Origin of the sequence: Paraburkholderia sp. Tr-20389 (assembly GCF_017104565.1) — a bacterium.
Lineage (GTDB): Bacteria > Pseudomonadota > Gammaproteobacteria > Burkholderiales > Burkholderiaceae > Paraburkholderia.
Window position 1 is genome coordinate 92,855 of sequence record NZ_JAAGPD010000002.1, and the last position, 22,539, is coordinate 115,393.

Below are 22,539 nucleotides of genomic sequence, written 5' to 3' on the forward strand. Positions count from 1 at the left end.
CGGTTTCATGATGTTCTGCCGCCATCGCCCCGGAGCGATTGATGCAGATCAATCGGCCTCCCGCCCGCGGCGACTTAAATAGGCAGACAGTCCATCACCGTTGCGCACTGAATGCGCTATCGGCCAACGCTCGCGGAGGTCTGCCGTGTCACACAGGACGCTTGTATTTCATCAGGACGCGCGGCAGTTGCTGCTCAACGGCGTGAACGCGCTCGCTGAAGCTGTCAAGGTCACGCTCGGCCCCGGCGGCCGCAATGTGATCGTCGAGCGCGTTCCAGGCGCGCCGCTCGTCGCAAACTCCGGTGTGGTGGTTGCGGGATCCGTCGACCTCTCCGATCCGTACGAGGAAATGGGCGCGCAACTGCTACGTGAGGTCGCAACCCGCACGAGCGAAATCGCAGGCGACGGCACGACGACAGCCACGACACTCGCACAGGCGATCGTCGTCGAGGGCAATAAATGCGTGACGGCGGGGCACGATCCGATGGCGCTCAAGCGCGCCATCGAGGACGCAGGCAAAGAGGTCGTCGCGGAACTCCACAGGCTCGCACGACCGTGTTCGACCGTCGACGAAATGCGGCAGATCGCGACGATTTCCGCGAGCGGCGACGCGACCATCGGCGCGCTGGTAGCCAACGCAGTCGCACGCGTCGGCAAGGAAGGCGCGATCAGCATCGAGGACGGCTCCAAACTCGACGACGAACTCGAGACGGTCGACGGATCGCTGCTGGATCGGGGTCTCGTGTCGCCCCTCTTTCTCAGCGAAGATCAACGCAACGTAGTGCTAGAAGAACCGCGCGTGTTGCTGTGCGATATGAACATCTCGTCGATCCCGCAACTGCTGCCCATGCTCGAGGCCGTCATGGGAACAGGAAAACCGCTTTTCGTCATTGCCAACGAGATCGAAGGCGAAGCCCTTGCAACGCTCGTCGTCAATCATCTGCGCGGCACGTTCAAGTCCTGTGCAATCCGCTCGCCCGGCTTCGGCGAAAGCCGCACCGAGCAACTCGGGGATCTCGCCGCCCTGACTGGGGCAACCGTCATCTCGGCGCAGGCGGGACGCACACTCGAAAACGCCACCCTCGAGGACCTCGGTGCGGCACGGCGCATTGAAATTACGCGCGACACGACGACCATCGTCGCAGGGAGCGGCGATCATGCGCGCGTCGCGGATCGCATAGCCGGACTGAAAAAACGCATCGACGCAAGCGCGGACGGATACGAGCGCGAGAACCTCAACCGGCGCCTCGCCAAGCTTTCTGGCGGTGTCGCCGTGATCCGGGTCGGCGCCGCAACGGAAACCGCGCTGCGCGAACGGAAGAACCGCTTCGAAGACGCGCTTCATTCGACGCGCGCCGCCGTCGAGGAAGGCTTCGTGCCGGGCGGAGGCGTCGCGCTGCTGCGCGCGCGCCGGGTGCTCGAACACTATGGCGAGACACAGCCGCAAAAAATCGGCGCACGGATCGTGTACGACGCGCTTGCCTCGCCGCTGCGGCAAATCGCGCAAAACGCCGGCGCGGATGCTCAGGCCGTCGTACACGCCGTCGCCGAAGCGAGCGATGCGTTCGGCTACGACGCCGCTCACGGCGACTATGGCGATATGATTGAGCGAGGCATCGTCGATCCCGTGAAGGTGGCGCGTACCGCCTTGCAGAACGCCATTTCGGTCGCGTCGCTCCTGCTGACCACCGATTGCATGATCGTGCATCCTGCGAAGAATCGCGCCGATGGTGCAGGTCGCGGGGACTGGAGCAGGGAGTTTGCATGAGCGTTGTGTCGCAGCGCGCTCCGCGTCGTCCGTTATGCCTCGCTGTGCCAGATCGCATGCAATCGCTCCGCAAGCTCTCGACCTTTGCGCCACGCGAAGTGCGATAGGATCAACTGAAATCTGGGCTGATATCGGGCGAGGCCGCCATGAATACGGATGCGTTCTGGCCGGTGCGGCAGCGTTCTCTGCGCTACTGACAGCAGACGGAGGCGATGATGTGGTACGCATTCATCGATGCACAGCGGCGCCTCGCTCGCACGATTGCGGGTCAAATGCAGTGCGGGGAAGTCTGGAGTATGGCGACGCAAGCACGTGCGACGGGTCCAGGTGTCGCGGTGAATGCGTTCAGTCACTGGCTCCTCAGGTCGACATGCGCATACGGGCAAGCTCCGTCATTTGGAATTCGCGCTGTGACGCACAGAGGAAACAGGATAGACATCGAAGAAACCGTTGTCGATTCCCTGCCGACGGGCACGCTACGCAAGTTCACGCGGAACGGTACTGCGCCTCACGCTGATGACAAATGGCCCGTCATGCTTTGCGCGCCGCTCGCGGGTCATCACGCCGTCATGTTGCGCGAAACCGTCGAGACGCTGCTTCAGGAGCGCGACGTGTTCGTTACCGACTGGGCCGACGCACGCGATGTGCCAATCGATGCCGGTCCTTTGTCGCTGGACGACTATGTGCTTGCACTCGAACGCTTCATGACTGCGGCCAGTGCACACGGACCTCCGATACACCTCGTCGCCGTTTGCCAGGCAGCCGTACCCGCACTCGCCGCCGCGGCGTTGCTCGCAAGCGTGCGCGCTGTGCCCTTCGCCAGCATCTCGCTGATCGGCGGGCCCATCGATACCCGGATCAGCCCGACCGTCATCGATCGATTCGCCACATCGCACACGCTCACATGGTTTCGCGACCATGTGATCGACGTCGTTCCCCCGCTGTATCGCGGCGCAGGAAGGCGCGTCTATCCCGGATTCATCCAGCAGGGCGCCATCTTCGCGGCGCATCCGGAACGGCACGTCCGTCTTGAATCGGCCTATTGGACAAACTGGCTGACAGGTGACATGCGCGCCGCCGCCCGGGCGCTGCGATCATTGAACGAATACGCAGCCGTACTCGACATGGCGGAACGCTACTTCCTCGACATCCTTCACATCGTCTTCCAGGCGCATTGGCTGCCGCGCAATACATGGTGGGTTCAGGGCCGGCACGTCGAACCGAACGCGCTCTGCCGCATACCGTTGTGCACCGTCGAAGGCGAACTCGACGACATCACCGGCGCCGGCCAGACGCACTGCGCGCACACATTGTGCGGCACTTCATCTCCACCGCGCGACCGGCAGATAACCGTTCCTGCTTGCAATCACTATGACCTCTTCACCGGACCGCGCTGGCGCGATGCCGTCCATCCCGCTCTGTGCGGCTTCTGGTGTCAGGTCGAGGACGCGGCGTCGAGCATGCCTATCAGGCAAGACAAAGACAGGCCAACCCGTAGCAGGAGGCAGGCGTGATCCAACCGTTCAGCCGCAGGCCGATTAGACGGCGCACCCGTTCAACGGATTCCAGCACACAGCATGGCGCAAACCGCATTCGAGCCGCGCAACGCCAGGTTCGCGGAGTCGACTCGGCGATGCAGCGAGCGCGCATCTATCGCCATCCGGCCGGCGCGATCACCAGAATAGAAACGCATATCTCGATCGTGTATCTCGCGGGCCGCTTCGCTTACAAGATCATCAAGCCCGTCGCGCCGGGATTCGCCGATTTCACGTCGCCCGAAACCCGGCGGCGTTGCTGCGAAGCCCAGCTGAGTCTGAACCGACCGCTCGCGCGTGGGATTTATCTCGGCGTGCACCCGATCATGCGCCGCGGACGTTCGCTAACGCTCGAATCGAGGGGCCGCGCCGTCGAACACGCGGTCAAGATGCGGCGCTTTGACGAATCCGGGCTCTTTTCCAGTCTCGCCCGAAGCGGAGCGCTGTCGCCGCGCGATGTCGACCGTGCGGCCGATAGGCTTGCTGCCTGGCATCGGCACGCACCGCGAGACGCGCCTCTCGTACGGTACGGCGGCACCGCGTTACTCAAGGCTCAAGTCGACGCGGTCAATGCATCCCTTCAGGCAGGCTGCAATGAGCCGGCTCTGCGTGAAATCGGCATCTGGTGCGCACGGCAACTCGCGCAGCACACGGACGCAATAGACAGGCGTCGTGCCGACGGCTTCGTACGTGCCTGTCATGGCGATCTGCACCTCGACAACGTGATGCGCTGGCGCGGCGAGGTATCGATGTTCGATTGCATCGACTTCGACGACGCGCTGCGCTGGATCGATATCGCCAACGACATTGCATTCCTCGTCATGGATCTGCGGATGCGGGCAGGAACCCGTCTGTCGAACCGGCTGCTGAACAGGTGGCTTGAGGTAACGGGCGACTATGCGGCACTCGAACTGATGCCGCTCTACGTCGTATATCGTGCGCTGGTTCGTGCGCTCGTGGCCTCTTTGTACGGTCAGTGCGGCTCGCACCCAAAAGCCGCTGCCGCAGCGCGCGACGCCGCACGCTACATAGAGATTGCCACGGCCGAGACGCGTAAACCGCCGCCCGTCCTGCTGCTGTGTCATGGCTTCTCTGGATCGGGAAAATCCGTCGCCAGCCGCGCTCTGGCCGCTCTGAGCGGCGCGGTATGTCTGTCGAGCGACGTCGAACGCAAGCGTCTGGAGTCCACACCCGCGGCGAATACCCGCCTCGACGCAACGCACTACACACACGAGGCGCGACACGCCGTCTACCACCACTTGCTTCGCCTCGCATCGTCGGTTCTACAGGCGGGCTACAGTGTGATCGTCGACGCGACGTTCCTTGAGCATGACCATCGCAGTGCCTTTTTCGCGCTGGCGGAACGCCTTGGCGTGCGGGCGCGCGTGCTGGATTTTCAAGCCGCTCCCAACATCCTGGCGGAGCGCATCGTCACACGTCAGCGCAACCGTCGCGATGCCTCCGACGCCGATACATCCACGCTGTCACTGCAACTCAACACTGCCGAGCCCTTGAGATCCGACGAAATGGCGCGGACCCTCGCCTTCGACACCACCGTTGCCGCGGAGGCCTTCGACGAACCCGCCTTCTGGAAACCCGTACTTGATCTGATGTCTTCGCCCGCCGGCGAATCTGTACCCGATACCTGCCGCATCATGTGCAAAAGCGAAAGTAGCCGCTATGCAGCAGAACCGGATTTCCACCTACCTCGTTCAGCATCCGCCGGGCGGCAACCTCGATATCAGGACGATGCGCAGTGAACGCGTCGTACAGGTCTTCTTCTCGCAGCGACCGCGCGCCAAAATGATCTTCGAGCGCTTCTGCCGTAATCGCACATTGCACGGACTGGTGATCGACGAGCGCAGGAAACGTCAACACGAGGTCTCGCGCGCAATAGTCAGGGCGACAGCAAGGAAACGATATTTGCATGGCAACGACTCCACATGGACGCAAAAGCACAACCCCAGATTAGCCCCACGCTTGCCCGTCCATTTGATACACGTCAACGTCTGCAAGACGGACATCAACCATGCGCCCGTTGACCTGCATCAATGCCGTCTGTCCGGCGCATGCAACGATTGATGTGAGGTCTTCAAGACGTCGAAGGCTCACGAGTTCCATAGGCGGATGGGGTGCACAGATGACATTGCGGGTCGATCTCGACGATGTGGGCAACGTCTACCGCCTGTGCTTCGTGCGCGGGCCGTGGGCATATTTCACCCGGATCGGTCTCGATGAACAGTGGGGTGAAGGTTGGGACAAGGCGCCGTATCAATTTCATGCGCATCTGCCCTACGGTGACAACACCGGTCAGATCCTGAAGATCGCTTTCGACGGCCCGCTTTTCCCGCCCGAGTCCGGACTCAATGGTCGCTCGCTAAGCGTGCTCGAACTCAACACCGGCGCGTCGCCCTGGCTGCGCACCGAAAGCTACTTTCACGGGACGCAGATTCATGTCATGGCAGGCGTTACGCTGCTGCGGTTCACCGAGCTGATCGAACTGGCGGGCGGCACCGTTTTTGCGCCAATTGGCTGGGGCGAGTTGCCCACCGCCTCCGCGCCCCTCTCCGAGAAGGCGGTGTAATCACATCGCGATATCACTGACTTGTGGCGCGGGCGTTGCAGGCAGCGATCAGGAGTCGGAAATCAGACCGCCGCCCAACGCCGCATAGAGTGCAACCGTGTCCTGCAGGCGCTGGGCGATGGCCTGTAGCCACGCAATCCGGGCCTGATGATATTGACCATCGGCGACGAGGATTTGCAGATAGCCAACGGTCCCCGCGCGATACGACTCCTTGATCAGCCGCAGCGCCTCGCCGGCGGCCTGGACTGCGCGGGTCTGCGCCTCGACCGTCTGTGCATCGTGTTCGAGCGCCTGCAGCGCGTCGGCGACCTGTGCAAACGCCGAGAGCACGACTTCGCGATACGCGGCGCTCGACTCGTTGTAGGCTTCCACTGCGGCCTTACGCTGGAACCACAATGCGCCCCCATGAAACACAGGCGCCGTCACACCCGCAGCAACGCTCCAGACTTGTCCAGCCGGTGTTCCGAGGGAATGAAGCACCGCGCTTTCGAAACCACCCGAAGCGGACAACGTGATCTGAGGGAACATTGCCGCCGTAGCCACGCCGATATCGGCGCTCGCCACATGCAGTGCGGCTTCCGCCTGCAAGATGTCGGGGCGCCGCCGGACGAGCGAAGATGGCAGCGTCTGCGGCAATACGCCCGGCAATGCGATCTCACCGAGCGACAATGCCGATGCGCTCCACTGCTCCGGATACATCCCCGCAAGCAGCGCAAGCAGATGCTCGGTTTCGATGCGCTTCTGCTCGAGTCCGGGCAGCGACGCCTCGAGCGTCGCCAGTTCGTTCTCAAGCGACAGCACGGCCGACCACGCGCTCGCGCCCGCCGCAACCTGGACTTCCGTAATGTGGACCTGCTCGCGCACGAGTTCGATCATTTCGTGCGTCGCGCTGATTTCGTCGCTATAAGCGGCCCGGGCGATCATCGCATTGACGACATTCGCGGCCAGCGTAAGGTAGGTCGCGACGAGCGCATACCGTTGCGTTTCCGTTTGTGCGGCGAGCGCCTCGACCTGTCTGCGCTCGCCGCCCCAGATGTCGAGTGTGTAACTGACAGTCGCGGACAGCGTAAACAGATTGAAGATCGACGCCGGCGCATCGATGCCTGTACGCAAGGGCGAGAACCGCTGACGGGACGCATCCCCCTGTGCATCGACCTGAGGGAAAAAGACGCCAGCACCTGCGCGCAACAGGTGTTCGCTTCGCCGCAACGTCGCCTCCCCGTGTTCCAGCGTGACGTTGCCTGTCAGTGCCTCGTCGACGGCCATGTCGATCGCGTGACAGCCGAACGCCGTCCACCAGTCGTCGCGCAACTGAACGGCGGGTGACAAGGTCTGCTGTTGTCCTTCGGATGCCGTGCTCAACGCGTCCGATCTGTCGTAGCGATCGACACGCGGTGTGGCGGGTCGCGAAAAATTCGGGCCGACCGTGCACGCCCCGGCGAGCACGACGCCCGCCGCCAATGCCACGGCTCGCGTAATGCGCGCGACCGTACGGTGCCCGCGGCGCTCAACTGGCGGCAATGTAGACATCGACGATCTGCCCTGGAAACAGACGTGTCGGCTGCTGCGTGACCACCCGGAAAAGCACGGGCAAGACGCGCACGTCGACACGCTCCGTACGCTGGTCCGTCAACTGGATTTTCGGCGTCACATACGGCTGCACACGCATGAATTGCAGATCTGCCTGCACCGAAGTGCCGCGTATGAACATGCGCGCCTTCAATCCATGCAGATCCGGCAACCGGCTGATCAGAATCTCGTCGACATAGCAGCGCACGGCCAGCCGGTCCGACGGCGTGCCAAGCACCAGCACGGGTGCGCTGCCTTGCGCATACGTGTCATACACGCCCTGAGGCGACAGATACGCGCCGGGCGCCGCGTTCACCGACAGCACCACGCCGTCGGCTGGCGCACGCAACGTGTATCGATCGAGCTGCGCCGATGCAGATTCGGCGGCCTTGCGCAGCGCTTCGACCTGGCGCTCCTGGTTGTGCACGTCGTATGTCCACGCGCCCGCGCGGATTAACCGGTACTGCCGCGTGACCACGTCCAGATTGGCGCGCGCAACGGCGACTCCATTCGCGGCATTGTCGAGCGTGTCGCGGCTGACGGCCTTCGGGTCGATCTCGTATGCATGCTTCTGTTTGTCGAACTGATCCTGCGCCATCTTGAGGCTGGCTGCCGCCGCGCCGACCTGCGCGCTCGCCACTTCAAGCGTTTCGGGACGCGGCTGCGCGCGCAGTTCGTCCAGCAGAGATTGCGCTGCCTCCGCCTGCGCTTCGAGTTGCGCGACCGTCGCCCGCTGCACGGCGTCATCGATGACCAGCAACACGTCTCCACGGTGAACGGTGTCGCCGTCGTGCACGACCAGCCTGGTCACCGCACCGGACACATCCGGGTAAATATTGATGTTCGCGCCGGCGGGTTGATCGCTCTCCACGATGCCCGTCGCGTACACGCCGTGTGCATAAGGGTTCGACGCGGGATCGAACACGGGCGGCTGGGGCGGTTGCTGGATACCGTAGACCCACGCTGCCACGATGCTCGCGGCGAAGCCCGCGAACGCGAGCAGAAACAGGAGACGCTGTTTCATTTCCCGCCTCCCGCGTCGATGGTCTTGAGCTTGCCATCCTCCATGTGCATGACGCGATCGGCGTAGTCGAAAATCCGGCTGTCGTGCGTCACGATCACGATGCAGCGATGGTCGTTGAGAACCTTGTGCTTGACGAAATCGATGATCGAACGCCCGGTTTCGCCGTCGAGCGACGCCGTCGGTTCATCGAGAATCAGGATGTCGGGCTGGCTGACGATCGCGCGCGCAATCGCAACACGCTGCTGCTCTCCGCCCGAGAGCTTCATAGGCGGCAACGCAGCACGGTTGCGCAGGCCGACCACGTCGAGCCACGTCATGGCCTCGGTGATCGAATCGTCCCAGTCGCGACGTCGAAGGATCAGCGGAATGGCTACGTTCTCCACCGTGGTAAGGCGAGGAAACAGGTGATAGTCCTGAAATACAAACCCGATTCGCTTGAGACGGAAGTCCGCGATCGCGTTGTCGTCCTGTTGCCAGAGATCGACGCCTTCGATCGACACCGCGCCTGAATCCGGCCGCAGAATGCCGGAGATCACGCTCAGCAATGTGGTCTTGCCACTGCCCGACGGGCCGACTATCAGAAGCATTTCGCCGAAGCGAGCCTGCATCGCCACATCCGACAGCGCTTGCGTGCGCGCGTCGCCTTCGCCGAACCACTTGTTCAGCCCCCGCGCGTCGATCGCAATGGCTGCCATGGCTAGCCCCGGAATATATCGAACGGCTCGATGCGCAGCACCCGGCGCACACCAAGGTAGCTCGACGAGGCTGCAATCACCACGACCATCGCGAACGCGAGCGCGAGATTGCCAAAGGTGATCATTGCCGCGTAGTCCGGTATCCGCAACCGGACGAGACTGATCGACGCCGCGCACAGCCCCACGCCGAGTCCGTAGCCCGTCAATGCGGTAAACGTTGCCTGAAACAGGATCATCGCGACCAGCTCGTGGCCCTTTGCGCCGATCGCCTTCAGTGCGCCGAACTTCTCCAGGTTTTCGAGGATGAACGTGTAGAAGGTTTGGCCGGAGATCGACAGACCCACAACGAAGCTGATCGCCGTCATCAACAGAATATTCGTGCCCAACCCGGTTTCGTATTTGTAGAAGTGCGAGATACGCTGCATGAACTCTTTCTTCGTGTACGCAACGTAGCCGAGCGAGGCGACAACCTGCTTGATATGTGCGACGTCCGCGAGCGATTTAGGCTCGACGAGAATATAGGACGTGGTGTAGCGCGTCGACGGAATGTATTCGACTGCCCGCTTGTACGTCGTGTAGAGCGTCGGCGTGCCGAACAGGCCGCTGCTGGTCACGGTCGCGATACCGACCACGACGCCGCGATGGTCGTTGAGTTCGAAGTCCGTGCCGAGCCTGGGATTGTGCAGCTTGACGAATTCCGCGTCTTCGATGGCAATAAAGCCGTTCTCCGCGTAGATGTCTTCGATCCGGCCTGCTTTCATCTTGGGCCAGCCGAACAGGCTCGCATCGTCCAGGCCGATCACCGTGACGGCCTGATACGCGCCGTCGCGCAGACGCACCAGCGCGACACCTGAGTAGAGCGGCACGGCATATTTGACACCGTCGATGCTGCGCACGGCGTCGAGCACGTAGTCCGGCATGCCGATGCTGCTCGCTATCGTCTGTACGGCGGGATCCATCACCCACATCTTGGCGCCGACGTTGATCACGGTAGACGAGGACTTGTTGAGGATGCCGGCGAACAGCGAGGTCATTTCGATCATCAGGAACACCGCGAACGTGATGCCGACGATCAGCGCCGTGAACTTGGCGCTGTCGTTGACGAGCAGCTTGAACGCGAGCCTGAGGATGCCTTTCATCTCGTTTCCTCTTAGGGGCGGCGGACGAGGACGTTGCCGCGCCGTCGACCGCCGACGGACCTCAGGCGTCAGCCCTGCTCCCCATGTTCCGGCTCGGTGCTACGCACCAGCAGCACAGGACACTGCGCGAACCGGACAAAGCGCTCGGCTACGCTACCGAGCACGATGCGGCGCACGCCTCGCCGCCCGTGTGTGCCCAGGATCACGAGATCCGCACCGAGGCGCTCGGCGCAATGTTGCAACGTCGTCGCGACGTCCTCGTTCAGCCGCTCGGTCTCGACCATCTCCGCATCGCAAGCGACACCTGCCTGACGGCAGGCTGCTTCCGCCTTCTCGAGCGTGATGCGGCCATCTTTACGCAATGCATCGACGAGTGCGATGGGATCGTAGTACCCCGCGTAACTGAACAGGGGTGTCTTGTCGACCACGTACACGGCCTGAATTTTCCCGCCCGTGAGGCGCGCCATCTTCACTGCCTCGTTCAGCACCCGCTCCGACGTCTTGCTACCGTCCAGTGCAATCAGAATCTGCTTGTACATGGTGAAAGCCTCCTTGAAATATTCCTGCACCACGACTCGCCGCGCTCCATCACGCGTCGCATGGCATGTTTCTTATCTTCGGTGCTTGCGCGGATACGCGCTTGACTTGAATCAAGGCTCCACGTCTCGCAGGGTCAGCGTATGTTTTGCTGGAATCGTCCCGTCGATTGACGTGCCTCAACGGATTGAGGCGTGGCCGTCATACAGTCAAACGGGACAGCACAGTTCCCGAATCGAACAGGAGACACGGATGGATACCTTTTCGCCCGAGCCCTTCGGCTCCGCAACGATGCAGGCGCTCGCGCTGGCCAACACCGAAGCGTTCGCAAACTGGATGGCGCTCTGCCAGGAAACATGGGTGCGTGCGGCGGCCGTTCGCAATCCGCTCGAATATGCCGCGATTGGAAGCTTGATGTTGCCTGCCTGCGCGTCCCAGGCGATGCTGTATTGCAAGCGCATTTCGGACATCGCGGCGTGCGCGCAGGCGGCGAGCGTGCCGCATCCTGCCCCGGGGATCTCTACGCCCGCATCCGCCATCGAAGTGCCAGTAAGCACCTTATCGAACTCCACCGTGACGGATTCTCCCGACGTCACGCATGCGCAAACGCCGTCCACCCGAGGTGCTGCCAAACGATCGATACCCGTACCGCGTTTTCGCGGCGAGTGATTCAGGACGCGCCTTATCCCTGCTCGCGCTGGCCTTGACGGGTTGTCTGGCCAGTTGCGACAGCCGAGCTTGCCAGCGTGTCACGCAACGCATGAAGCTCACCGTGCAGTCGGGCGATTTCATCATTCAGATGCTTGATGTCCCGATGCATCTCACGCCGCAGCGCGCGTTCCTCTTTTCCGATGAAAGCCGCTGCGATACTGGCAAAGACCAGCGACAGCATGCCGTACCCAAGCAGAACGACGAATACAGCGAACACGCGCGAGGCGGGTGTAGTCGGTGCGATGTCGCCGTACCCAACCGTTGCGCTACTCTCGAATGCGAGCCACAAGCCCTCGGCGTAGGTGTGCACTCTGGGCTCGAGCCACATGAAGCCCCCGCCCGCCAATGCGAGGACGGCAGCGCCTGCCGCCAACAGCCAGACGATCCGGTTCGGCGTAAAGAACTCATGCAGGGACAACACGATCCGCACCGCAACGAGGCTCACGAACAGTAGCCGCAACACCCATTCGGCCGTCTGCCACGGCGGCGCGCCCCAAGCCGAACTCAACGCCGCGCCAGCGGCGATCAGAACATCCAGGCGATTGTGCAAAAGCAGCGTCTTGCGCTTCTTGCTGAGATACAGCAAACGAAGGATAGAGAGAGCGAAGCCCGCGAACATGCACAAATACAGCGAGCGAGCGGCGAAAAGCGCTGCATCGGTGGTTGCTGTGAGTTCGCCGTAGAAAGCCGGGATGGCGAGCAGACTCCAGGCGCACAGGAACCAGCGGATGTGATGCCACGCGCGAACCGCCCGCGGATTGTCGTGCGAGTCCACGCCACCGATTGAGAAGAAGCCGAGGCTATTGGCCATTGTGCGATGGGAAGAACGAAGCGGACTATGCACTGGGCCGGTACGCCGTCAACGAGACAGAGCGGTCCGGCGGACAAGTTGAAGTGGTGTCTCCGCCTGTCAGGCTATGCTACGTTTCGATGCAGGCCTTGACACAGATCAGCCGCCGACCGCACCCGCTTCCCGCTACCCGTACGAATCACGCAGCGAAAAGGTGTGTTCCCATTGCAGGCGTATGCGGCACGGGTGGAAAGACATCCCAGGCGCCTTGACCGTGCCGGAAGAAAACGATGCTCAATGGACCATTCGACACCGCGCCCTCCAGACGAACGAATCGCACGCCGCTGGCGCCGAAACGCCCGATCTGGGTCACCCTCGCGGGAATGGAACGCGTCGGCGCGAGCCATTTGTCGACGAGATCTCTGAGGGAAATGCCATTGCCGTTCATGTCGTGCTCCTCGTTCGTCCTGCACCCATGACCGAGCGTGAGTCTGTTTGTCGGCAGCGGGTTAAGTACATTATTGAGGGCACCTGCTTCGATTGAAATCGGCGCGGGTTTAAACGTTGGTAGTCGATGAAGTCATGACGTAGGAATACTCCGAACAGCGTTCGCCGTTTTATCCCGCCCGGTGACGCGCGCGGCCACCGCAGGGACCGTCAGCGGTTTCCTTTCACCCATACGTGAAATTCCGCCTCGGCCGATTCGATCGACCTGGCGCAGGTCGAATACAGCAGCCCCGCGCCGCCGTCGCTGTCATACATGCCCCGGCACATCGCCTTGAGACGAATGACGATATTGCCCGCATCGTCGGCGCTTTTCGAGGCCGCGAGATAGACGAAGCCAAACGCATGTGGAAATGCGGTCTGGATCGCCGAGTCATCTGCCTGCACGATCCGCGTTGCCGAGTGTGTCTGGACGAACGTCCGGGTTCGCACCCATGCCTCGTCGCAAGCGGCCGTCGTTGCGCACGCGATGCTGGCCTCCTGGCGAGCACGGAAAAGTTCGACCTCCTCGTTTCGGAACGCCGCATCCCGGGATGCCGTCGAGCACGCGATCAGCAGTATCGAACCCGACAGAGCGGCACACAGCAGGACTGGAGCATGCGTCATGACACATCCTTCCCGCTTGCGCTCCCCGGCACCGGAGCCGCCGCGACCGCGAGTTCGACGATTTCGGTGGTGATCTCGTCCTGGCGGACGATGCGAGCCTCGCGCGTCAGCGCTTTCAATGTTTCGCCGACGTGATCGCTCGCCGCGAGCATCGCCGTCATGCGCGCCGCGTTTTCCGCAGCAAAAGACAACATGAGACCTTCGCATAGCTCGACATACACGTAACGCTCGGCGAGCCCGGTCAACATCTTGTCTATCGGCAACATGAGCAACGGTGGCCGCACACGTGACGCAATCTTGAAACGGTCGAAATCGAACGGCACGAGCCGCCTCGTCACGACCGCCAACTGCGCCCCTTGCGCCGGCAACGCATGTATCAGCCATATCGCCGATGCGGGATGCGCTTCAAAGCGCGCAAACACGGCATCGCTGATGCGCCCGGCCACACGCATCACGTCGTCGGCATGACTGGCCATCGGCACGGACCAGTCGTACGCGAGTCCTCGTTCATCAGCCAGCACCGCACCGCGCGTGCCGACCACGAACAGAGCAGCCGCCTCACGCGACGGCCAGCTTTCGACGCGCTCCAGCAGCCGCTCGTTGAATCCGCCGACAAAGCCCTGCTCCGTACAAAGCACGATCAGGACGGGGGCCAGGTGGCGCTCCCGCAGAGAATCGTGGGGGTCTTGATGTGCAGTTGCCGCGAGCACCATGCCGATCGCCTCGCCAACCGTCGCCGCGACAGAACGTATCCCGGCGAGCCGCGCCTGCGCCTCGCGCTCGCGCGCCGCTGCGATCCCTCGCATCGCGCCGATCACGGCATCCAGTTGATGGGCGGTTGCCATCCGGCCTTCGATTTCACTGAGCCGGCTGGTCATCGGCGTGCTCCTGTCGGGCAAGGTCGCCTGCCGAACCCGGTTTCGCGCGTTCGACGATTTCCCGTACGAGATCGATCAGGCGCTGACGCAGCGCATCGTCGAGCGGCGCCGAAAGCGCTTCGGCATCGTGTGTGTCACCCGCCAGCCGATGCGCTGTACCGGATGCGACGAGTCGCTGCCGCACCTGTGCAATCGCCTCGACGGACACGCCGTCGAACAGGCCGTCAGCCAGCGCGGAGAGCAACGCGACCTGATCGATGCCACGTAGCGCGCTAAAGCGCGGCTGCGCGAACAGCGCACGGATGCGTCTGCCTCGCTCGACCTGCGCGACCACGCGGGTGTCGGCGAGCCCGCCGAAGCGGCTGAACACTTCCAGTTCGAGAAACTGCGCATAGTCGAGCCGCAAGCGGCCCGCTACATCGCGCAGCGCCGGATATTGCGCCTTCCCGCCCACGCGGCTCACGCTCAGGCCGACGTCGACGGCAGGTCGCTGATTGGCCGCGAACAGGCCCGCGTCGAGCACGATCTGGCCATCCGTAATCGAAATCAGGTTGGTCGGGATGTAGGCGGACAGATTGCCGGCGTCGGTTTCGGCAATCGGCAACGCCGTCAGCGAGCCGCCTCCCAGATCCGCAGAGAGCCGGGCCGCACGTTCGAGCAGACGCGCATGCAGATAGAAGATATCGCCCGGATAGGCCTCGCGCCCCGGCGGCTCGCGTGTCAGCAACGCGAGTTCGCGATGCGTGGCCGCGTGTTTGGTCAGATCGTCGATGACGATCAATGCGTGCTGCCCGCGATCCCGAAAGAACTCCGCTATCGAGAAGCCGGCAAACGGCGCGATCCATTGCAATCCAGGCGGCGAGGCCGACGATGCCACCACGAAGACGCAGCGCTCGGGCGCGCCGTATTGCCGTATCGCATCGATCGCGCGCTGAACGGCCGTCGCACGTTGACCGATCGCGACGTAGATGCAGATCACGTCGCTATGTCGTTGATTGACGATCGTCTCGATTGCAAGCGAAGTCTTGCCGGTCGCGCGGTCGCCGATAATCAGTTCCCGCTGTCCTCGCCCGATCGCAAACAACGCATCGACGACCAGCACACCTGTTTCGAGCGGCTCGCTGACGAAGTCCCGCTCGACGATGGCGGGCGCCGGGCGTTCGATGGGTAACCGGCTTTCCGTTCTGATCGGTTCGCCGCCGTCGAGCGGCCGTCCCAGTGGATCGACCACGCGACCAAGCAACGCATCGCCGACGGACACGTCGAGCACGGTATGGCGGGGCGTCACGCGCATGCCCGCCTGCACGGAGCCGCTGCTATCGAGCATGACGACACTCGCGACGTCCACGTCGAGCGAATGCACGTAGCCCGTGACGCCACTCTCGATGTCGACCAGTTCATCGAGCGCGACGTCGGGCAGGCCCGACACGAAAGCGATGCCGTCGGCGATGCGCTCCACGCGGCCCATCGCGATCGCGGGCGTTTCCAGCTCGATCGCCGCGAGCGCGCTGCGCTTGCAGGCCAGCCAGCCATCGTTCGTGTCGTCAAGCGTGTGCATCGTCGTTCAGCAACCCGTTGTGAACCTGCTGCAGTTGATCGCGCCAGCTGTTGCGCACGATGCCATGCCGGCCGCCCAGTTCGAGTCCCGCGACCAGCGTGCCGTCGATTCGCGTGTGCCACGCGACAGCATGTCCGAACGCGGCGGAAAGCGCGACCTCGCACGCGCGCTGCTCGTCGGCCGTCAGTGCGCGCGGCGCCGTCAATTCAAGCGAAGCGTCCCCGGTCAACTCCTGTCGCGCCGCCGAAGAAAGCCGGTTCACGCCGTCTACGAGTCCGTCGATGAAAGGCTCTACCCGTATCGAATCGGGCATGCGCGCCAGCAGCTTGCACGCGATGTCGACGGCCAGCCGGACAGCACGCGCGGATGCCTCGTCGGCCAACGCGGCACGGTCGCGTTGTATTTCAACGATGGCCTCGGCGCGCAGTCTGTCGGCGTCTTCATGCGCCGCCGCGAGCAGCGCGTCGCGCTGCTCGCTCGCGTCGTGTTCGATCTGCGCAAGGGCGTCGGCTCTTCGCGCGGCAAGCTGCGCACGCTCGGCCGTCATCGAGTCGAGTTCCTTGCGGGCAGCGAGCTTCGCGGCTTCCGCATCGCCGATGAGTGCCCGCGCCGCGGCCTGGCGCTCCGCTATGATTCTGGCGACGGGACGGAACAGGTAGCGCTGCAGCAGCCACAGCAGCACCAGCAGATTGACCGTCTGCAACGCCAGCGTCGACCAGTCGATCTTCATCGCCGCGTCACTTCACGAAAGGATTGGCGAACAGCAGAAGCAACGCGACCACGAGGCAGTAAATGGCCATCGTCTCGATCATCGCGAGGCCCACGAACAGCGTTCGGGACAACGTGCCCGCAGCATCGGGCTGCCGCGCAATCGCGTCCATCGCGGCCGCCACAGCACGGCCCTCCGCAAGCGCCGGACCTATCGCGCCGAACGACACAGCGAGTGCCGCGGCGGCAATGCTGATGATTTCGATCACATTCATGCATGCTCCTTCTGGTTATTGTCAGCCGGATGCCTCGTGTCGCCGACGGCCGCGCCGATGAACACCATCGCGAGCACGGCGAAGATGTAAGCCTGCACGGCGCCCGTCAGCAGATCGAGCGCCATCAGCGGAATCGGCACGAGCAGGCCCGCGAGCGACAACACGATGCCGATGACGAACACACCGCTCATCACATTGCCGAACAGGCGCACGACAAGCGAAAAGGTTCGCGTGAGCTGTTCGACGATATTCAACGGGATCATCACCCACGTCGGCTCGGCGAAGGTAGCGAGGTATCCGCGCACGCCACGCGAGCGAACGCCGTACGCCACTGTCGCTAGCAGCACGAGCAAGGCAAGCGCGGCATCGGTTTCCAGATGTGCCGTAGGCGGCTCGACGCCTGGCACGAGCGACGACCAGTTGGCGACCAGCACAAACAGGAAGAGCGTGCCGATCAGCGGGCGATACGAGGCAGGATCGGTTTGCATGGTGTCGCGAATCTGGGCATCGATGGTTTCGACCAGCAGTTCGAGTACCACCTGCACTCTGGAGGGCGCGATGGCCAGCTTGCGCGTCAGCAGCGCAGCGCCGATCGCGAGGCTCGCAACGATCGCCCAGCCGACGATCACGGGCGCGCTGATCGCGATCGGCCCGACATGCAGAAGGGGTTCGGTGGTCAATGGCGAATGGATCATGGTTCGGCTCGCCGGAGTGTGAGCGCGATGCAGCGCGTCCACATGAAGCCGCCCGATCCGCCGAGCAAGACCAGCACGCCCGCCTTCGCCAATACGACGAACACGGCCGCCGTCAGCGCGAAACGCGACAGTTGCAGCAGCAGCGCACCGAACGGGCGCCCTGCAACGAAGAGCGCGGCGTTCCTGCGCAGCGAGGCGAAGTGCACTGCGCCCACCAGCAGCCCGACTGCGAGCCCGGCGACGAACAGCGCCAGTGCACTGTGCAGATGAGCGAAAGCGGCATCAATCACGATCTCTCCTTTGCTGCCGATGCATCCATTTCCATGCCGACCAGAATCCGATCGCTGCGCCGAGCATCAGAAGCGGCGCTGAGAAAAACACTCGCGTTCCCATCAGCCGGTCAAGCCAGCGACCCAGCGCGAGGCCGACAAGCGTCGGCAACACGATCGTCCAACCCAGAATGCCGATCTGCCCGAGCCGCGCGGCGAGAGACGGTTCCCGGTCTTCGCGTCCCATCGCGTCGCGATTCGCGGCGCGCCGGGCTGCTTTGGCGACGGGATCGTCCGGTGTGGCGTGTCCGTTCCGCTGCCTCGTCATTCGGGTACTCCGCGCGCCATTTGTGGACGCAGGTAACGCAACATCTGCCGAACAGCATGAGCGTGCAGGCGTGTCTGCTCGACACGTGCTCGCCGCATCGCATCCAGTTGTGCCGCACGTACGTCGTGCACCTCAGCCTCCAGCCGTGGAAGCGACTCGCCCGGCACCGCTTCCCGGCATGCGATCGACACGGCCGCGCCGTTCGACACGATCAGCACGCCGCCATCCACGGCGCAAAAATGCGCGATGCCATCCGGCGTGATCCACCTCACGACGGAAGCGCTGAGGAGCGTCACCATGTCCTCATGTCCGACGTGAATGCCGAATCCTCCGCCTTCGTCTTCCGCGCGCAACGAGGCGATCGGCAAGCCATCGACCACGACCTGCGCCGGTGTCGCGATGGTCAAATTGAGCGATACGTCCGTCATGGGCGCACCTCCTTAGCCCGCAGCGGCAGCGGCGGCGGCCCTTGTCTGCCTGCCGTGCGTTTCCTTCGCACGCGCCTCGTCGAGTGCACCGATCATGTAAAGCGAGCTCTCCTGCCAGTCATCGCACTCGCCGTCGAGAATCGCCTTGCAGCCGGCGATGGTGTCCGTCAACGCAACCGACCGGCCGGGCTGCCCGGAGAACGCCTCCGTCACCGAGAACGGCTGCGTCAGGAAGCGCTGCAGACGGCGAGCCCGCGTCACGATCCGGCGGTCGTCCGCACCGAGCTCCTCGATGCCGAGCAGCGCGATCACGTCCTGCAGTTCGCGCTGATGCTCGATCACACGTCGCACGGCATTGGCGACGTTTGCGTGCTCATCGCCGACCACAAGCGGATCGAGCAGGATCGACGTCGAGGCGATCGGATCGATTGCGGGGTACATGCCTTCGGCCGCCTGCGCACGCGACAGCACCACCATGCTGTCGACGTGCGACGAAATCGTCGTCACGGCAGGATCGGTGAAATCGTCGGCGGGAACGTAGACAGCTTCGATCGCCGTCACGGCCGCCTCGCCCACCGACGCGATCCGCTCCTGCAGCGCGGCAACCTCGCTCGCGAGCGTCGGCTGATAGCCAACCCGCGACGGCATGCGCCCTAGCAGCCCTGAAACTTCCGCCCCCGCCTGCACGAACCGGAACACGTTGTCCATCAGCAGCAGCACGTTCTGATGGCGTTCGTCGCGGAAGTACTCGGCGATCGTCAGCGCCGTCAGCGGCACTCGCCAGCGAGCCCCCGGCGGCTCGTTCATCTGTCCGTAGACCAGCACGGCGCGCGGCAGCACGCCCGAACTGCGCATGTCAGAAAGCATCTCGTGGCCTTCGCGCGAGCGCTCGCCGACGCCTGCAAAAACAGAGATCCCGCTGTGCTGCTCGGCCATCGCATGAATCAGTTCCATCACCAGCACGGTCTTTCCCACACCGGCACCGCCGAACATCGCCGCCTTGCCGCCATGCGCGAGCGGTGTGAGCAGATCGATCATCTTGATCCCGGTCGCAAACACCCGAGTCGCGCCGCGTTGCGCGGACAGCGCCGGCGGTGCACGGTGAATCGGACGACGCTCGACGCTTCGCGGCAGCGGGGCGCCCGAATCCCGGACAGATCCCGACACGTCGAATAGCCGCCCGAGCGTCAAGGGGCCCACGGGAACCTCGATCGGCCGGCCAGTCGCATGCACAGGCATGCCGCGCGCAACCCCTGCCGTGGATTGCAGCGCGAGCGCACGCACCACCGTGTCGCTGACGTGTGCCTGTACTTCCGCGAGAATCGGCTGTCGGCCATCGCGCGTCGAGATGAACATGGCCGTGTCGACGGGCGGCAGCACATCGCCGGCGAAATCGACATCGACAACGGCGCCGCGCGCTGCAATCACGCGTCCCGTCGCAACGTTGCTTGCGGCCTGGCTGGCTTCCCCACTGTCGCGAATCGACACGTCTTATGCTCCACACCGAATTCCTGAACCCTTTCAAGATAACGGCCGGCGCCTTGTCACAACTGATCCTGATCAATGACTGCACGCATGGTCCGCATCGCGCGAACGACATCCAGCATGTCCCTCTGAAAATGTGAGTCGATTGACAGCGATCAATCCGATATGTGCGGACCCGTCTACGCTCGATCTGATGGACAACACACCGGGAGCACGGTCGACATGATGAAAGCCATCCTGATCATCCCCGTCCTGTTTGCCCTCCATGCACTGGCAGGCTGTGGAATTGCTCCGTCGCTCCATGCGGATGACCAGGTCAGGGCAGCTTTCTCCGATGTCATCGCGATCTATGACGAACGTCTCGGCCTGGCCGACGAGGCCACCGCCCTCGCCCGCCACTATCTGCCCGCAGAGGCATCCACACTCAAAGACATAGTCGACGCCCGTTCAGCCATCGAAGCCTTGCATGCGACACCTGCTGTCGTGGACGAGCCCGCGTTGTTCGAACGCTTCGATGTCGCGCAACGTCAGATGACGGAGGCGATCTCGCAACTCATGGTCGTGTGCGAGTCCGTGCGCCGGCTCGACACATCGCCCCGCTTCCGGACGCTGCAAATGCGGCTTGCGGCGTCGGCGGCCCGCATCGCGGCTGCGCGAGAGCGCTACGACGATGCGGCGCTTCAATACAATGCGTCGCTGCATCGCTTTCCGCTCGATCTGGCTGAAGCCCTTCATGCCGATCAGGACAAACCCACCTTCTCCACCCCGGACAGCTCGCCAGTGCATCGCCGTCCGCGCACAGACTTCGGTACGCTGCGCGGCTCGCTGCGTGTCTGATCGGGCAAGGCAAACGGGCACGCCGATTTTCCGGCTCTGCGGACGAAACCCGTCGATCTGAATCGATCGCGCGCTGTCCGCTTGCACAACACGGCACGTACCCTTCTCCGAGGAGCATCACACGACCCGCGACCTACCTGAAAACCGCTGTCGTTCGAGAGTCCGGAGCACCGACTTCCGAGGCCAGCATTTCGGCGGCGATACGTCAGGCCCTGCTGCTGCGCGGCGAGTAGCACACGACAAGAAATGCGCTGCGAGCCTCCGACATGCGTGTCATCTCCATCTGGAAGCCACCGTGCAATCCGATGAGCCCGAAGCCGTCATTCCATGTGCATGCCGCCGTTGATGGCCAGGTCGGCTCCTGTGATGAAAGCCGCGCTATCGGAACATAGAAACGCGACGAGAGCAGCCACTTCCTCCGGCCGTCCAAGACGCCCAACGGGAATCTGCGGCAAGATTTTCGCTTCCATGATCTCGCGCGGCACCGCTTCGACCATCGCCGTTGCGAGATAGCCCGGCGATACGGTGTTGACCGTGACGCCGCGCTTTGCGACTTCCAGCGCGAGCGCCTTCGTAAAACCATGAACACCCGCCTTGGCCGCCGAATAGTTAGTCTGTCCGAACGCACCCCGCGACCCGTTCACCGATCCGATGTTGACGATACGTCCAAACCCGCGTTCGACCATGCCCGGCAAGAACGGCTTCGTCATGTTGAACAAACCGTCAAGATCCGTTCGCAGCACGCTGTCCCAATCGGTCTTGCTCATGCGCGCGAAGGTCGTGTCACGCGTGATGCCCGCATTGTTGACGAGGATGTCGACCGAACCGAGTTCGTCGAGCACGCGGCGCGCGCAGCGCTCGCATGAATCGAAGTCGGCAACGTCGGCTTCGTATGCATGAAAGTTGCGGCCAGCGTCGCGCTCCTTCATCAGCCATGTCGCGACGTGATCGTTTCGTGCCGAATATGACATCGCCACGTTGATTCCCGCGTCGTGAAGCGCCTTGCTGATCGCTGCGCCCAGGCCGCCCATGCCACCCGTGACGAACGCCACACGGTCTGTTTTCATCTCAGCCTCCTGTCGTTACCGTACTGGCCGGCACGCGCGACTGCGCCGCAGACGAGCGCACGACGCTCAGCATTTCGTCCTGACAGGCACGCAGCCATGCGCTGAAAGTTCCCGGAGGGGCATCGGCACCGGGCAGCTTTTGCAGCGGAGCGAAACAGAACACCCGCCATGCGCCCGAAAGTTGCGTGAGTTCGTCGATCAGTCGAGCCTGATGCTGTGCGGTGTTCAACGCAGCGTCGCCCCAGATTGAAAGGGTCTCGTTCGCATAGGCCTGCATCGCGCACTGCAGGGCGGACGTAAACGCATACAAGTCGCCCGATTGCGCCAGCGCCGCCTCGATGCGACGTACGGCATCACGATCCCGTCTGATGCTACGGCTCTCCAATGCGTTCAGATCACGCCGCCAGTCTTCCGCGAGTTCCGTCAGCCGGATCGGCTCAGCGAGTTCGGCCCGGCAAATCTCTAACGGTGCAGCAGCGTCCGGTAAGCGGTTCATGATCCATGCTCCTTATGGAGAGCGGTCCGTGAGTCGGCACACGCTTCGATGTC

26 protein-coding genes are annotated in these 22,539 nt (G+C 63.3%); 6 read left to right on the forward strand and 20 right to left on the reverse strand.

The window, feature by feature from the left end:
- The first annotated feature begins 145 nt into the window (after window positions 1-145).
- The 3 genes from groL (at window position 146) to G3N95_RS04780 (ending at window position 5,063) form a co-directional block, all read left to right on the forward strand.
- On the forward strand, window positions 146-1,768 hold the full coding sequence (groL, locus tag G3N95_RS04770) for a chaperonin GroEL (RefSeq protein WP_205968842.1): 1,623 nt from the start codon (window positions 146-148) through the stop codon (window positions 1,766-1,768).
- A 296-nt stretch (window positions 1,769-2,064) separates the two neighbouring features.
- Window positions 2,065-3,282 (forward strand): polyhydroxyalkanoate depolymerase, encoded by a 1,218-nt coding sequence (phaZ, locus tag G3N95_RS04775; RefSeq protein WP_346778354.1) that lies wholly within the window; start codon window positions 2,065-2,067, stop codon window positions 3,280-3,282.
- Complete coding sequence (locus tag G3N95_RS04780; RefSeq protein ID WP_205968843.1) at window positions 3,279-5,063, forward strand: bifunctional aminoglycoside phosphotransferase/ATP-binding protein; 1,785 nt, start codon at window positions 3,279-3,281, stop codon at window positions 5,061-5,063. Before phaZ ends, G3N95_RS04780 begins: the two co-directional genes overlap by 4 nt.
- Here the strand turns inward: G3N95_RS04780 and G3N95_RS04785 are convergent.
- Window positions 4,957-5,232, reverse strand: a complete 276-nt coding sequence (locus tag G3N95_RS04785) for a DUF1488 domain-containing protein (protein WP_205968844.1) — start codon at window positions 5,230-5,232, stop codon at window positions 4,957-4,959. The genes G3N95_RS04780 and G3N95_RS04785 overlap by 107 nt on opposite strands.
- A gap of 211 nt (window positions 5,233-5,443) precedes the next feature.
- Between G3N95_RS04785 and G3N95_RS04790 the strand changes: the two genes are divergently transcribed.
- Complete coding sequence (locus tag G3N95_RS04790) at window positions 5,444-5,887, forward strand: hypothetical protein (RefSeq protein WP_205968845.1); 444 nt, start codon at window positions 5,444-5,446, stop codon at window positions 5,885-5,887.
- 48 nt (window positions 5,888-5,935) lie between these two features.
- Here the strand turns inward: G3N95_RS04790 and G3N95_RS04795 are convergent, their stop codons facing one another.
- From G3N95_RS04795 to G3N95_RS04815, 5 genes are all read right to left on the reverse strand, one after another.
- A complete protein-coding gene (locus G3N95_RS04795; protein ID WP_205968846.1) occupies window positions 5,936-7,417 on the reverse strand; it encodes an efflux transporter outer membrane subunit in 1,482 nt (493 codons plus the stop codon).
- Complete coding sequence (locus G3N95_RS04800) at window positions 7,395-8,480, reverse strand: biotin/lipoyl-binding protein (RefSeq protein WP_205968847.1); 1,086 nt, start codon at window positions 8,478-8,480, stop codon at window positions 7,395-7,397. The genes G3N95_RS04795 and G3N95_RS04800 overlap by 23 nt, the downstream gene beginning before the upstream one ends.
- The gene (locus tag G3N95_RS04805; protein ID WP_205968848.1) at window positions 8,477-9,175 is read right to left on the reverse strand and encodes an ABC transporter ATP-binding protein; all 699 of its coding nucleotides are present in this window, start codon (window positions 9,173-9,175) and stop codon (window positions 8,477-8,479) included. Before G3N95_RS04805 ends, G3N95_RS04800 begins: the two co-directional genes overlap by 4 nt.
- Window positions 9,176-9,177: 2 nt before the next feature.
- The gene (locus G3N95_RS04810) at window positions 9,178-10,314 is read right to left on the reverse strand and encodes an ABC transporter permease (RefSeq protein WP_205968849.1); all 1,137 of its coding nucleotides are present in this window, start codon (window positions 10,312-10,314) and stop codon (window positions 9,178-9,180) included.
- Window positions 10,315-10,382: 68 nt separating this feature from the next.
- A complete protein-coding gene (locus tag G3N95_RS04815; RefSeq protein WP_205968850.1) occupies window positions 10,383-10,853 on the reverse strand; it encodes a universal stress protein in 471 nt (156 codons plus the stop codon).
- 250 nt (window positions 10,854-11,103) lie between these two features.
- Here G3N95_RS04815 and G3N95_RS04820 point away from each other — a divergent pair, with 250 nt between their 5' ends.
- Window positions 11,104-11,520 carry a hypothetical protein gene (locus tag G3N95_RS04820; protein ID WP_205968851.1) on the forward strand — a complete coding sequence of 139 codons (417 nt, stop codon included), beginning with the start codon at window positions 11,104-11,106 and terminating at the stop codon, window positions 11,518-11,520.
- 13 nt (window positions 11,521-11,533) lie between these two features.
- Here G3N95_RS04820 and G3N95_RS04825 read toward each other — a convergent pair whose 3' ends face one another.
- From G3N95_RS04825 to atpD, 12 genes are all read right to left on the reverse strand, one after another.
- Window positions 11,534-12,373: a potassium channel family protein gene (locus G3N95_RS04825; RefSeq protein WP_205968852.1), complete on the reverse strand. Its 840-nt coding sequence runs from the start codon at window positions 12,371-12,373 to the stop codon at window positions 11,534-11,536.
- Between the two features lie 178 nt (window positions 12,374-12,551).
- Window positions 12,552-12,800: a hypothetical protein gene (locus G3N95_RS04830; RefSeq protein ID WP_205968853.1), complete on the reverse strand. Its 249-nt coding sequence runs from the start codon at window positions 12,798-12,800 to the stop codon at window positions 12,552-12,554.
- A 209-nt stretch (window positions 12,801-13,009) separates the two neighbouring features.
- The gene (locus G3N95_RS04835; RefSeq protein WP_205968854.1) at window positions 13,010-13,462 is read right to left on the reverse strand and encodes a hypothetical protein; all 453 of its coding nucleotides are present in this window, start codon (window positions 13,460-13,462) and stop codon (window positions 13,010-13,012) included.
- Window positions 13,459-14,340, reverse strand: coding sequence for a FoF1 ATP synthase subunit gamma (locus G3N95_RS04840; protein ID WP_205968855.1), 882 nt, complete (start codon window positions 14,338-14,340; stop codon window positions 13,459-13,461). The genes G3N95_RS04835 and G3N95_RS04840 overlap by 4 nt, the downstream gene beginning before the upstream one ends.
- Window positions 14,321-15,898 (reverse strand): F0F1 ATP synthase subunit alpha, encoded by a 1,578-nt coding sequence (locus G3N95_RS04845; RefSeq protein WP_205968856.1) that lies wholly within the window; start codon window positions 15,896-15,898, stop codon window positions 14,321-14,323. The genes G3N95_RS04840 and G3N95_RS04845 overlap by 20 nt, the downstream gene beginning before the upstream one ends.
- Window positions 15,885-16,628, reverse strand: coding sequence for a F0F1 ATP synthase subunit B (locus G3N95_RS04850; protein WP_205968857.1), 744 nt, complete (start codon window positions 16,626-16,628; stop codon window positions 15,885-15,887). The genes G3N95_RS04845 and G3N95_RS04850 overlap by 14 nt, the downstream gene beginning before the upstream one ends.
- Window positions 16,629-16,635: 7 nt before the next feature.
- Entirely contained in the window at window positions 16,636-16,881 is a 246-nt protein-coding gene (locus tag G3N95_RS04855; protein WP_205968858.1) for a F0F1 ATP synthase subunit C, read from the reverse strand.
- A complete protein-coding gene (locus tag G3N95_RS04860) occupies window positions 16,878-17,576 on the reverse strand; it encodes a F0F1 ATP synthase subunit A (protein WP_205968859.1) in 699 nt (232 codons plus the stop codon). Before G3N95_RS04860 ends, G3N95_RS04855 begins: the two co-directional genes overlap by 4 nt.
- Window positions 17,573-17,866 carry an ATP synthase subunit I gene (locus tag G3N95_RS04865; RefSeq protein ID WP_205968860.1) on the reverse strand — a complete coding sequence of 98 codons (294 nt, stop codon included), beginning with the start codon at window positions 17,864-17,866 and terminating at the stop codon, window positions 17,573-17,575. Before G3N95_RS04865 ends, G3N95_RS04860 begins: the two co-directional genes overlap by 4 nt.
- The gene (locus tag G3N95_RS04870; protein WP_205968861.1) at window positions 17,859-18,173 is read right to left on the reverse strand and encodes an AtpZ/AtpI family protein; all 315 of its coding nucleotides are present in this window, start codon (window positions 18,171-18,173) and stop codon (window positions 17,859-17,861) included. Before G3N95_RS04870 ends, G3N95_RS04865 begins: the two co-directional genes overlap by 8 nt.
- Window positions 18,170-18,601: a F0F1 ATP synthase subunit epsilon gene (locus tag G3N95_RS04875; RefSeq protein WP_205968862.1), complete on the reverse strand. Its 432-nt coding sequence runs from the start codon at window positions 18,599-18,601 to the stop codon at window positions 18,170-18,172. Before G3N95_RS04875 ends, G3N95_RS04870 begins: the two co-directional genes overlap by 4 nt.
- 12 nt (window positions 18,602-18,613) lie before the next feature.
- Window positions 18,614-20,089, reverse strand: a complete 1,476-nt coding sequence (atpD, locus tag G3N95_RS04880; protein ID WP_205968863.1) for a F0F1 ATP synthase subunit beta — start codon at window positions 20,087-20,089, stop codon at window positions 18,614-18,616.
- A 219-nt stretch (window positions 20,090-20,308) separates the two neighbouring features.
- Between atpD and G3N95_RS04885 the strand changes: the two genes are divergently transcribed.
- Complete coding sequence (locus tag G3N95_RS04885; RefSeq protein ID WP_205968864.1) at window positions 20,309-20,923, forward strand: LemA family protein; 615 nt, start codon at window positions 20,309-20,311, stop codon at window positions 20,921-20,923.
- A 320-nt stretch (window positions 20,924-21,243) separates the two neighbouring features.
- Here the strand turns inward: G3N95_RS04885 and G3N95_RS04890 are convergent, their stop codons facing one another.
- Together G3N95_RS04890 and G3N95_RS04895 are read right to left on the reverse strand one after the other, a co-directional pair.
- Entirely contained in the window at window positions 21,244-21,990 is a 747-nt protein-coding gene (locus tag G3N95_RS04890) for a beta-ketoacyl-ACP reductase (protein WP_205968865.1), read from the reverse strand.
- Between the two features lies 1 nt (window position 21,991).
- The gene (locus tag G3N95_RS04895) at window positions 21,992-22,486 is read right to left on the reverse strand and encodes a hypothetical protein (RefSeq protein ID WP_205968866.1); all 495 of its coding nucleotides are present in this window, start codon (window positions 22,484-22,486) and stop codon (window positions 21,992-21,994) included.
- Between the last annotated feature and the right edge of the window lie 53 nt (window positions 22,487-22,539).